Source organism: Acidobacteriota bacterium, assembly GCA_016712445.1.
GTDB lineage: Bacteria > Pseudomonadota > Alphaproteobacteria > Caulobacterales > Hyphomonadaceae > Hyphomonas.
Genome location: JADJRB010000001.1, coordinates 594,431 through 606,117 on the forward strand (window position 1 = coordinate 594,431; position 11,687 = coordinate 606,117).

The following is an 11,687-nucleotide window of genomic DNA, read 5'->3' on the forward strand; positions in this document are numbered from 1 at the left end:
TGCCGGCCGGTTGCCTGTTTCACCGCGTCCTCCTGCTGACATCTGCTGTCAGCAGCCTACACCGCACAAAACAGGAACACTAGACACTCCGGGGCGGCTCGCCCATATCTTGCGGCCATGGCCCGCCCCTCCCGACCTCCCGCCCGCGGCGTCGCCGACGCCTCAGCCACGTTCAGCTTCGACGGCTTCGCGCTGGACGCGGCCGGCCAGCTGGCCTCCGACCAGTGGACGCCGCACCGGCCGGACCGCGACTGGGTGAAGCTGGAAGGCGGCCGGCGTTTCCGCGTCGCCTCGGCCTATGAGCCGGCCGGCGACCAGGTGACCGCCATCCCGGAGCTCGTGGACGGCATCACGTCTGGCGAGCGCGACCAGGTGCTCCTCGGCGCGACCGGCACCGGCAAGACGTTCACGATGGCCAAGATCATCGAGGCGACCCAGCGCCCCGCGCTGATCCTCGCGCCCAACAAGACCCTCGCCGCCCAGCTCTATGGCGAGTTCAAGTCCTTCTTCCCGGACAACGCGGTCGAGTATTTCGTTTCCTATTACGACTATTACCAGCCCGAGGCCTATGTTCCGCGTGCGGACCTTTACATCGAGAAGGAAAGCTCGATCAACGAGGCCATTGACCGGATGCGCCACTCCGCCACCCGCGCCATCCTCGAGCGCGACGACGTCATCATCGTCGCCTCCGTGTCGTGCCTCTATGGTATCGGCTCGGTCGAGTCCTACACCTCGATGACCTTCACGCTGAACACCGGCGACCGCATCGACATCAAGCAGGTCGCCGAGCGCCTCGTCGCCAACCAGTACACCCGCAACGACATCGCCTTCGGCCGCGGCACCTTCCGCATCAAGGGCGACGGCCTCGACATCTTCCCCGCCCACTACGAGGACCGCGCCTGGAAGCTCTCCTTCTTCGGCGACGAGCTGGAGAGCATCACCGAGTTCGACCCCCTCACCGGCCGCACGCTGCAGCGCCTGCCCGCGATCAAGATCTACGCCAACAGCCACTACGTCACGCCTCGCCCGACGCTCACCCAGGCGATCGAGCAGATCAAGGTCGAGCTGAAGCAGACCATCGCCCATTTCGAAAAGCACGGGAAACTGCTCGAAGCGCAGCGCATCGCCCAGCGCTGCCAGTATGACATCGAGATGATGGCCGCCACCGGCTCCTGCAACGGCATCGAGAACTACTCGCGCTACCTCACCGGCCGCAAGCCCGGCGAGCCCCCGCCCACCCTCTTCGAATACCTGCCCCAGAACGCCCTCGTCTTCACCGACGAGTCCCACCAGACGATCCCCCAGATCGGCGCCATGTTCAAAGGCGACTTCTCGCGCAAGTCCACGCTCGCCGAATACGGCTTCCGCCTGCCCTCCTGCATCGACAACCGCCCCCTCAAGTTCGAGGAATGGGACGCCATGCGCCCGCAGACCGTCCACGTCTCCGCCACCCCCGGCCCCTGGGAACTCGACCGCACCGGCGGCGTCTTCACCGAACAGGTCATCCGCCCCACCGGCCTCATCGACCCGCCCGTCGAGGTCCGCCCCGTCTCGAATGACGGCGCCAACCAGGTCGACGATGTCATGGCCGAGGTGAAGGCCGTCGCCGCCGCCGGCTACCGCTCGCTCATCACGACACTGACGAAAAAGATGGCGGAAAACCTGACCGACTTCCTCCACGAGAACGGCGTCAAGGTCCGCTACATGCACTCCGACGTCGACACGATCGAGCGCATCGAAATCATCCGCGACCTGCGCCTCGGCGTCTTCGACGTCCTCGTCGGCATCAACCTCCTGCGCGAGGGCCTCGACATCCCGGAATGCGCCTTCGTCGGCATCCTCGACGCCGACAAGGAAGGCTTCCTGCGCTCCGAGACCTCGCTCGTGCAGACCATCGGCCGCGCCGCGCGCAATGCCGAGGCGCGCGTCGTCCTCTATGGCGACCGCGTCACCGGCTCGATGCAGCGCGCGATGGACGAGACCGCCCGCCGCCGCGAGAAACAGCACGCCTACAACCTCGAGCACGGCATCACGCCGCGCACCATCATCCGCGAAGTCTCCGACATCCTCGGCGAGCTGGGCGACAAGCCCTCCGCCAGCCGCAGCCGCCGCAACCGCGAGCGGGGCGTCGCCGAGTCAAAACCCTTGCCACTTGCAGGTGAATCCGGCCACAACCTCAAGGCCGTCATCGCCGACACGGAAAAGCGGATGCGCGAAGCCGCCGCCAACCTGGAATTCGAGGATGCGGCCCGGCTGCGCGATGAGCTGAAGCGGCTGCGGGAACAGGATTTGGGGATTTAAGTCCGCCAACTGTCAGTCACTCTTTGCCATAGTCGACAACTTTCCCGTGCTCTTCGTCTACGGGCAGGTCTTCATTGTCTAATCCGCATTCAGAGGAATTGTCGACCACTGGAACTTCAGTGAACAGAGAACGCAGAAGGTCTTGAATAGCTCCGGCCAGAAAAAAAATCCGGAACACCAAGTAAGAGAACAGGAAGCCAACCAGCCCGTTCAAAACTCGCGCAAAATTGAAGACATGCTCTGTTCCCTTAATGCGCCAGGAAAAGCTTAAATCCCATCGAACCACCTCTCCAAAAATGACGATAACTGCAAGCGTTGCTGCTACGCCAAATGCCCCCATCCACAAAGCGCCGTGATACTCCGCAAAATCGCGGACACTCTTCCGAATGGAAGCATCGCCAAACCGATGAGACATAAGTGTCGGCACAAGAACGACCGCGGACATCGCACCTGCAGACATCAATGTCGAAAACGTCACAATCTCGCTTGCCGCCTGACTGAACAATTCAGGAGCGGATGCCGCAGCCAAGCCTCCGGCAACAAAGCAGATGGCCAATATGACGAGGGTGGGCCAATGAGTTTGTTCCATCTTTGTTCTATATCATCACATGAAGCCCCGCTCAACAAAATCTCGCTGCGCTTTCTGAAAGGATGTGCCGAGCTTTCGTCTATCGACGAGTGAGTCATGCATTTGAATATCGCATTTGAATGTACCGGTACTGATCACTCCTTTGACCAGACCATTCGGCGAATACAGCTTCACCTCATCCTCCTCAAAGTAGCTCGCGACAGATTCGAGCGGCAATTGATCAAAGGTTTCTTTGAATCGACCGTTCTTCAATTTGATGCTTAGCGAAACTTCGATTTTTCCTTTGCCTTGGGTTCGATTCAAAAACGACTGAAAGTCTTTTTTCTTGAATCCCGCCGCTTCCAACAAGCTCCACGACTTGCTGTCATCTACTGCTAGCGTTTGAATCACATCGCCCGATGGCGAACCTTTTTTTGTTCTAGGCAGAGAAGGGTCAGCTTGTGCTGCCGGAGGGGATATTCTGATCTCCTCCGTCTTCAGTCTTGCAGCCGACAAACTTTTGATCTCGACTTGAGTTTCCAGAACCATGTTCGAGTTGGGAACAAGTTTGGTCTTGATGGAAAACAACCAGTTCAGATACCGCTCAAGCATCTTTGCGCTCACGCCAGACTGCATGACAAGAACATGGTTGTTCTTTACCAAGAAATAGAGCGTGCCCTTCAGAGGCTCATGGCCATCCTGTGTTTTTATCTGATGCAAATTTAGCGTCTTAGATGCGTTTGCTGTTCGGTTTACCGCAACCAAGAATCCTGCCGGCTCAAAACAACATAGCTCGCCAATCAGTCCGTACGACGTTTTTGCGTACCAGCTGAATACAAACGTTTGATAAGGATCATATTGGTATTCTCGACATCGGAAATCGTCGCCGATTACGACCCCTTCTGCGGTCTGGCTTAGCGCATTGTTTATCGTTCCTTCGAGGTCGAAACCCTCAACCGGTTTGCTGAACCCCGACAATCGTCGATATTGAATAGTCGACTGCTTGGTGCCCCTAGCCATCAAAGCTCCTCAAATCTTCAGTTGAAACTTGGAAGAGATCGCACATTTGCGCAAGCAGTTCGGGGAAACTCACACCCCGTCTTAAATCTGTGAAATTCTTCGCTTGAGGCGAGAAAATTTCTGGACTCGCTCTCGACTCAGGACGCGTTCGGTGAGATCGTTTCGTTAAGCCAACGAAAACCGGACGGGAGGACACCCGTCAGAGGACACGGAGGCCAAGCCCATCGCCCCCGACAAGGGCCGGGCCAGGAGCGGAGCCGGGAGACCGGGGACGCAAAAGGCCAGGCAGGAAGCGGGACCAAAAACGGCGGTGGCCTCACGAAGCGGAACTCGAGCCGTGACGAGAGGAGCGGTAGGCCGCAACCGGAGCGCAATCCGAACTGCGGTGGCCAAGACCGGAATGTCCCGGAAGGGACGCCAGGAAAGCGCGCGCATCTTCGGATGGGTGTGACTGGAGAGGTGCGAACCCGAGCCTCCGCAAGGAGGGAACGGCAAGCGGAAAGTGGGCGGCCAAGCCCTGAGGAACGGGCTTCCCCCCGGAAGCGACGTATCAGGCAACGCAGCCGGGAGCGAGCGCCTGCCAGGGCGAACGTCCGGATGCGGAGGGTGATGGAAAGTGCGCCTCAGAAGCACACTGGAAAGAAACCCCGTGTCTCTCGAATTGAGCTCACGAGTGCTAGCACAGTGTCTCGGTAGTCTGATTCGGAACACAAGGGAAAGGCGTGGATGCCCCTCAAAAGGCACCACGCCTTTCTTCTTTTTGGAACAGCGTTCAAAGCCCCCTCTCCTGTGGGAGAGGGGCTGGGGGTGAGGGGGCTTGCGAGGATCAGAAATCGCATCGCGATTTCCCGAGCGAGGCCGCGCGCTGACAAGCGCGTGGCAAGGAAGACTCAAAGCCCCCTCTCCCTTCAGGGAGAGGGGGTTGGGGGTGAGGGGGCGCCCCGCTCAAAACGTCAAGTAACGCCGCCGGCGCGGCACTCCCTCATCCCCAACCCCTTCTCCCAAGGGAGAAGGGGCCGAAGCGCCGTCAAATCCGCCTCCCCCGATAAATCACCGGGAACGCGTCCTTGATCCCGTATTTCTCCGGCGCGGCCCTCTCAGCTTTCGCCTGGCGCTCCGCCTCCCGCTCGGCCGAGCGCGCTTCCTCCTCACGCCGGCGCCGCACGAGATCGGCCGGGTCCGGCCACCGGCGCGGCGGCAGGTGGACCACCAGCGGCGGCGGCGCGCGCCCCGGCAGGCTCATCCACTTCTCGCGCTCGGCCATCAGCCGGTCGGCGCACGCGATATCGTCGCTCAGGGTGAAAAGCCGGTCTTCGCTCACCTCCTCCTCCGTCAGCTCCCGGCCCGCATGGTAAGCGAGCCGTTCGGCGTCGCGCGCGTCATCAATCGCCTTGTAGATCTCGTTCCGGATCGCATCCTTGGCCTGTTGCTCCGGCGTCCTCGGCTTGAAGACCGGCTCGCGCCCTTCTTCCTCGGCGCGCATGAGTTCGTCCCATTCCTCGCGCCAGCCCTGCGCCGGCGCCTCGTAGGGCTCCGGATGGAATTCGAGCCAGTCGCGCAGCGTGCGCCAGGCGCGCTGCAGGCGCTGCGCCTCGCGCAGGCTCGTCATCGCAAGGCCGATGCACCCTTCCTCGATGGCCGCCACCGCGCGCATCCTGTGGAAGGCCGAAAGCTCGCTCAGCTTGGTCAGCCGCACGCGCCCCTTCAGCCCTTTCAGTTCGGGATAGTCCGCCGGCGGAAGGTTTTCCTCCTCGCCCCCCAGCGCCGCCAGCGCGCAGCCCCTGCCCGGCTTCGCCCAGTCGCCCATCGGCGGGCGCGCCTCTCCCGCCGCATCCGCGGCCCGGTCCGCCCGCCGCAGCCCGTCCTGCGCGGCCCAGAGCGAGGCGGTCGAATACGGGATGTTCAGGAAGCGCGCCGCCACGCGGATCGCCTGCCCCTCGCGCACCCGCACGCCAAGCTCGCGGCGCTGCGCCGCGTAGACCACCGGGTCTTTTCGTTCGTATCCGCCTTTTGCCATGCCGCAGAGGATACATCCGCGTCCTGTCCCGCCGGATTGGCCGTATGCAGAATAATCCGCTTGACGCGGCCCCGCCGCGCCTCTGCGCCGGCGCGCCGCCGCTGAAACGTTGCGCAAGGCCAGTCCTTGCGCAACAAAAAACCCCCGGCGCGGATCGGCGCCGGGGGCTTTGCGGTGTCAGGCAGCGCCGCGTTATTCAGCCGCTTTTTCGGCTTTCTTCGCGGCTTTCTCGGCCTTCCAGGCCGCGAACTCCGCTTCGCTCAGCTCGCCGCTCGCATCGGTGTCGGCCTTCGCGAACTTCTCGGCGGTGACCTCCGGCTTCTTCGCCTGCACTTCGGTCAGCGACAGCGTGCCGTTCGCATCGGTGTCGAGCGAAGCCAGCGTCATGTCTTCACCGGCAAGCGCCGACGGCGCGGCAAACGCGGCCGCAAGCGCGGCAACTGCAATCAGTTTCTTCATGGGGGTACTCCTCGGGTTCATCCCTTAAGCCACCCTGCCGCCCGGACGCATTTCCGGTGCAGCGGGCTTGGCGCATCTACGCGCCGGCGGGGTGCCCGTTCCGCACCTCACAAACGTCTAATGCTTGTGGCGAAATCGGGGCACGCGCGCGCGGCAACAAAAAACCGTCCACACGCGCGTGTGGACGGTTTGTGGACTCCGTGGGCGGAGTGTTCAGCTTACGGCGAAACAGGCGCCGGGGTGGTTTCCGGTTCCTCGGCCGGGGCCGAAGCCTCCACCGATTCCGGCTCGTCGCCCTCGACCAGCGCGTCGGCCGGTTGCGGCACCGAGCTCGCCGTACCGCAGCAGCGCACCTGCATCTCGAGGACGCGGTCGTTGAAACGGCATTGCTGGTCGTTGATCTCGCGCAGGATCGACGGGCCGCCGGCGCGGAACGTGTACCGCGTCTGGTTGCAGCTCGTCAGGGTGTAGCCTTCACGGCAGGAGCCGACGCTGGATTTCTGCACGGTGGTGGTTTCGCACACCATGCTGTTGTCCTTGTCGTAGGCGGCGTTGGCGCGCGACATCGCTTCGGCGGCATCCGCCTTGGCACTGTCGGCCGTGGCCTGGGCGTCAGCGGTCAGCTTGAACGCATCGCTGAGGCGCATGTTGGTATCGGCCAGCGCGGTGGACGTGCCATCGATCTCGACCTTCAGCCGGCAGACATTCTCATTCGCCTTCTTGGCATTGGCGCAATACTCCGCAACCGTCTGCTCACGGGGAATGTTCATGCACGCCGAAACACTCAACGCAGCGAGCAACAGCCCGCCGGAAAGGATCTTCGTAAACTTCATATGGATTCTCCATCACCATTTCCGGGGGTGTATTCACCCTCCGCCCAAGCGACTTGAAGCCGAAATGTGGCGAAAAATGAGCATGTCGCCCATCAGGGGAGAAAATCAGGCTTTTAACTTGTAGCCATCCCGGAACATCGCCCAGACGGCGATGACCGAGGCGAGGGTCAGGAGGCCGGTATAGGCCACGCCGACGGCGAGCGAGCCGTTGGCGGCGTCGATGTGGCCGTAGCGGTAACCATCGATCATGTAGAAGATGGGATTGAGGTGGGCGATCGTCTCGAACGGCTCGATCATCACCTTCACGTCGTAGAAGGTGCCGGAAAGGAACGTCATCGGCACGATGATGAAGTTCGTGACCGCCGCCAGGTGGTCGAACTTGTCGGCCCAGACGCCGCCGAGGATGCCGAGGGCGCCGAGGATGACGGCGCTGGTCACCGAGAACCACAGGATCGGCCAGACGTGCCGGACCGGCAGGTTGGCGAGGCCCGAGAGCTGGATGGCTACGGCGCAGATCAGCGCGATCAGCAGGGCCCGGGTGACCGCCCCGCCGAGGAAGGCGATGGTCAGCTCCAGCGGCGACAGCGGCGGCATCAGGAAGTCGACATGGGTCGAGTTGAACTTCGCCTGCACGAGGCTGGAACTGGTGTTGGCAAAGGCGTTCTGGAGGATCGCCATCATGATCAGGCCGGGCGCCAGGAAGTCATTGTAGCGCAGGCCCTCGAAGGTGCCGGTCAGCTGGCCGCGGTCGCCGAAGGCGAGCTTGAACACCGTCATGAACAGCAGCGTGGTCACCACCGGAGCAAACACCGTCTGCATCCAGACCTTCAGGAAACGCCCCACTTCGCGCTGGTAGAGCGTCCACAGGCCGAGGCCGTTGAACGCGCCGTACTGGCGCAGCTGGTGGGCGGGTTGATCGGCCGGGGGAATCGTCTGCATGGCTACTGCACATAGGCGATGCAGCCCTGACTTGCGAGGGGCATCGCGGGGGCAATTCCGATCCACAACATCTAGAACTCTGTGGAATGCCGGACCTGCATGTTGTGTTTCATTACGCCGCTGATACGATATCTAGGTGTCAGAACAGATGGCGCGTTCAGCCATATCAACATATAGGGGTTCGGCGCTCAGCAATGAGGCGTACCCAGAGATGCGGGAGATTTCCAACATGTCGTGGAACGATGAGCGGGTCAGCACCCTCAAGAAACTCTGGGCGGAAGGCCATTCGGCCTCCCAGATCGCCAAGCAACTGGGCGGCGTCACGCGCAATGCCGTGATCGGCAAGGTCCACCGCCTCGGCCTGTCGGGCCGGGCCACCCCGTCGCGCCCGGTCAAGCGCCCGCCGCGCCTCGCCCGGCCGAAACCCCGGTTCCTGGCGGATGGCTCGATGGCCGCCGCCCCGGCCGCCCAGCCCGCCGCGCCGAGCGTGCCGGCCCCGCCGCTGGCCATCGAACGGGCCGTCGCGATCGCGCCCCTGCCCCCGCTGCCGCTGGCCGACGGCACCCCGGCGACGATCCTCACGCTGCGCGACACGATGTGCAAATGGCCGATCGGCGACCCTGCCGACCCGAAATTTGCTTTTTGCGGCCGCAAGGCCGATTGCGGCCCCTACTGCACCGAGCACGCCCAGGTCGCCTTCCAGCCGGCCCGCAAGCGCGAAGCCCGCAAGTCCGAATACGACTACGTCCGGCGGATTGCCGGCTAAAGCCGCGCTGACATTGCAGGACGTAAGAGACCCCCGGCGGCCCCCGCCCCGGGGGTCTCGCTTTTTCAGGCGCCTTTGGCGAAGGTGACGAAACGACGGTATGGGGGGGCCGGCCAGAATGGAACTGCCAGTTCAACAGCAATCGGCACGCTCTACGCGCTCACGTCTCTTTGCGTGGATGGGATTGGCCGGCATCGCGGTCGCTGTCATCGGCTTTGCGAAGACATTCTTTCTTCCGCTATTCAGCGGCACATTTTCGGCTCCGCTCCTCATCTACGTGCATGGCGCGTTCCTGTTCGGCTGGGTCGGTTTCTTCGCGGCCCAATCTTTTTGGATCCATCGAAAGAACTTGCGCCTGCACAAGCGGTTGGGATGGGCCGGAGCGGGCTTGGTGGCGGGTGTTGTCGTTTCAACGCTTGGTGTGGGAGCGCTGGCGAGCCAGCGGACTGCCGCCACCGGCGACATAGATCTGGCAAGCCGCGAGTTTCTCGTAATCCTGATGGAGATGACTGTCTTTTCTGTGCTCACGGTCAGCGCTTTCCTTTTGCGGCGCCGGCCGGACACTCACAGAAGGCTGATGTTGTTGGCGCTCATCGCCTCGCTCGGACCAGCGTGGTTTCGGTTCCGGCACTATTTTCCGCCCATCGACGATCCCGTCTTCGTCTACTCGCTGCTGCTTGCAGACTCCCTCGTCGTCATCGCCGCGCTCGCCGACTTCCTTCGCGAGCGCCGCGTCCATTGGGTCTACACTTTCGTGGGAAGCAGCATGATCGGGGTGCACCTGATCGAAGTGTTCGGATTCGGCGCCAACTGGTTTGGCGCAATCGCCAGAACGCTCGCGGGGCCGTTCATCTGAAGGCTTGTGGTTTCGCCCGTCGCCAAGCATTCAAACCCAGCGCGCTTATACGGTTCCTTCAATCATCTTTGCTACCCCTAGCGCCGGACAGATACTGGAGGCGCAAGATGTGGGTTCATCGCAGGGAGCATTTCCGGAATGCGTCGGACCGGCCGGAGCGGTCGAAGGTGGCGGCGACGGTGTATTTCATTCCGGATACCGGCGAGGCCCCGCCGCGCCAGGGCTGGGAGGAATGCTGCCCTTTGTGCGGCGCGCCGATCCGCGTTTCGAAGCCGTCGCAGGGCGGCACGGCGGTCAGCGAGGTGCTGCCGTCCGGGCGCTACATCCCCCATCCCTGCTTTGACCGGATGAAGGGCAAGCGGGCGAGCGACGAGACGCTTGACCTGTTCGAGTGGGAGCCGCGATAGTCCGGGAGCGGATGAAGTGTGCGTTTACGCCGTATACCCTTGCGAAGGCAGGGGGTCCGGTTTTTCCCTGCGCTGGATACCTGCCTGCGCAGGTATCCACGGCGAGGGAACACCGGACGTAGGCTGATCAATCGCGGGCGGCGGGCATCCAGGCGCCGAAGGCGGTGCCCTGGCCCATCAGGGTTTCGACGGCGAGGCCGCCGCGATGGTGGGCCATGATGTGCTTGACGATGGCGAGTCCGAGGCCGGTGCCGGTGATCTTGCCGCCGCGCGACTGGTCGGCGCGGTAGAAGCGCTCACCGAGGCGCGGCAGGTGTTCGCGCTCGATGCCAGGGCCCTGGTCTTCGACGCGCAGCCAGACGGCGGGCTCCGGCGACTGGGAGCGGGCGAGCGCCTGCAGCAGGGTCATCCGCTGGCTGAGGTCCCAGCGCTGGGAGGCGGTGACGCGCGCTTCGGCGAGCGACGGGGCGGCGCCGTAGTGGATGCTCACTTCGCTGCCGGCTTTCGAATATTTCACGGCGTTCGAGACGAGGTTCTCGATCACCTGGATGAGTTCGTCCCGGTGCGCGGTGATCGGCAGCGGGCCGATGGCGGGGCCGACCTTGAGGGTGATCCCCTGCTCTGCCGCGATGGGCTGGAGGGCTGCCATGGCGGAGGCGACGATCTCGGCGAAATCCTCCCGGCCGCGCGGTAGGACGTGCTGCGAGGATTCGATGCGGGAGAGGGAGAGGAGGTCGGCGATCAGGCGGCTCATCCGGTCGGATTCGCCGGCCATGATGTCGAGGAAGCGGGGCCAGGCTTCGCGATCGTCCTTCGCCGGGCCGCGCATGGTCTCGATGAAACCGGAGATTGCCGTGAGCGGGGTGCGCAGCTCGTGGCTGGCATTGGCGAGGAAGTCTGCCCGGGCGCGGGCGGCGCGCTTCACGGGGGTGAGGTCTTCGAGGAGGACGAGGACGTTGCGGCCGGCCGGCACGCGGGTGACATGCGCGCGCCAGGTCTCGTCCGGGCCGGTTTCGAGCTCGGCCGAGACGGCGCCGGTGACCGGGCGGGCGAGCGCATCGTCGATGGCCGCGAGCAGCACCGGCGAGCGGATCACCGCGCTGGCACGGGCAAACGGAAGGTTAGCGAGCTCGAACAGCTCGTCGGCGGGGCGGTTGAAGGCGAGGATCTTCCGGCCGGGGCCGATTTCGAGCGCCGGCAGGGGCAGCGCGGCCAGCAGGCTGGGGCCGGGATCGGCGGCGGCCGGCGCGGCGGTGTCGCGCCAGGTGTCGCGGGGGGTGACGGGCACGCGGGCGGCCGAGCCGACGAAGTAGGCGACGGCGACCGAGCCGATGACGCCGAGCGCGCTGAGGGCTTCAATCAGGCCGAGCGCGCCGGTGGCGACGAGCATCAGCAGCACGAGGCCGGTCGTGGCGATGATGACCGTGAAGTCGCGCGTGCGGCGGGTCATCGACCGGCTGCTGTCGCCTTCCACCCGCTTTTCGGCGGCTTCACTCATGCTCGACCCTGCCCTCTGACCGG

Annotated in this window: 11 protein-coding genes; 4 read left to right on the plus strand and 7 right to left on the minus strand. The window is 63.7% G+C overall.

Annotation, left to right across the window (positions count from 1 at the left end):
- The first annotated feature begins 117 nt into the window (after window positions 1–117).
- Window positions 118–2,301: an excinuclease ABC subunit UvrB gene (gene uvrB, locus IPK75_02990; protein ID MBK8197312.1), complete on the plus strand. Its 2,184-nt coding sequence runs from the start codon at window positions 118–120 to the stop codon at window positions 2,299–2,301.
- 16 nt (window positions 2,302–2,317) lie between these two features.
- Here the strand turns inward: uvrB and IPK75_02995 are convergent, their stop codons facing one another.
- From IPK75_02995 to IPK75_03020, 6 genes are all read right to left on the minus strand, one after another.
- Window positions 2,318–2,890, minus strand: coding sequence for a hypothetical protein (locus IPK75_02995; protein MBK8197313.1), 573 nt, complete (start codon window positions 2,888–2,890; stop codon window positions 2,318–2,320).
- 15 nt (window positions 2,891–2,905) lie between these two features.
- On the minus strand, window positions 2,906–3,889 hold the full coding sequence (locus IPK75_03000; GenBank protein ID MBK8197314.1) for a hypothetical protein: 984 nt from the start codon (window positions 3,887–3,889) through the stop codon (window positions 2,906–2,908).
- Window positions 3,890–4,916: 1,027 nt separating this feature from the next.
- Window positions 4,917–5,906, minus strand: coding sequence for a hypothetical protein (locus IPK75_03005; protein ID MBK8197315.1), 990 nt, complete (start codon window positions 5,904–5,906; stop codon window positions 4,917–4,919).
- Window positions 5,907–6,098: 192 nt separating this feature from the next.
- Window positions 6,099–6,365 (minus strand): hypothetical protein, encoded by a 267-nt coding sequence (locus tag IPK75_03010; GenBank protein MBK8197316.1) that lies wholly within the window; start codon window positions 6,363–6,365, stop codon window positions 6,099–6,101.
- Window positions 6,366–6,583: 218 nt separating this feature from the next.
- Window positions 6,584–7,198, minus strand: a complete 615-nt coding sequence (locus tag IPK75_03015; protein ID MBK8197317.1) for a hypothetical protein — start codon at window positions 7,196–7,198, stop codon at window positions 6,584–6,586.
- Window positions 7,199–7,303: 105 nt separating this feature from the next.
- Window positions 7,304–8,137, minus strand: a complete 834-nt coding sequence (locus tag IPK75_03020; GenBank protein ID MBK8197318.1) for an ABC transporter permease — start codon at window positions 8,135–8,137, stop codon at window positions 7,304–7,306.
- 229 nt (window positions 8,138–8,366) lie between these two features.
- Here IPK75_03020 and IPK75_03025 point away from each other — a divergent pair, with 229 nt between their 5' ends.
- From IPK75_03025 to IPK75_03035, 3 genes are all read left to right on the plus strand, one after another.
- Window positions 8,367–8,903 (plus strand): GcrA cell cycle regulator, encoded by a 537-nt coding sequence (locus tag IPK75_03025; protein MBK8197319.1) that lies wholly within the window; start codon window positions 8,367–8,369, stop codon window positions 8,901–8,903.
- Window positions 8,904–9,021: 118 nt separating this feature from the next.
- On the plus strand, window positions 9,022–9,759 hold the full coding sequence (locus tag IPK75_03030; GenBank protein ID MBK8197320.1) for a hypothetical protein: 738 nt from the start codon (window positions 9,022–9,024) through the stop codon (window positions 9,757–9,759).
- Between the two features lie 107 nt (window positions 9,760–9,866).
- Window positions 9,867–10,166 (plus strand): hypothetical protein, encoded by a 300-nt coding sequence (locus IPK75_03035; GenBank protein MBK8197321.1) that lies wholly within the window; start codon window positions 9,867–9,869, stop codon window positions 10,164–10,166.
- 127 nt (window positions 10,167–10,293) lie between these two features.
- Here the strand turns inward: IPK75_03035 and IPK75_03040 are convergent, their stop codons facing one another.
- Window positions 10,294–11,664, minus strand: coding sequence for a hypothetical protein (locus IPK75_03040; protein MBK8197322.1), 1,371 nt, complete (start codon window positions 11,662–11,664; stop codon window positions 10,294–10,296).
- Window positions 11,665–11,687: the final 23 nt, after the last annotated feature.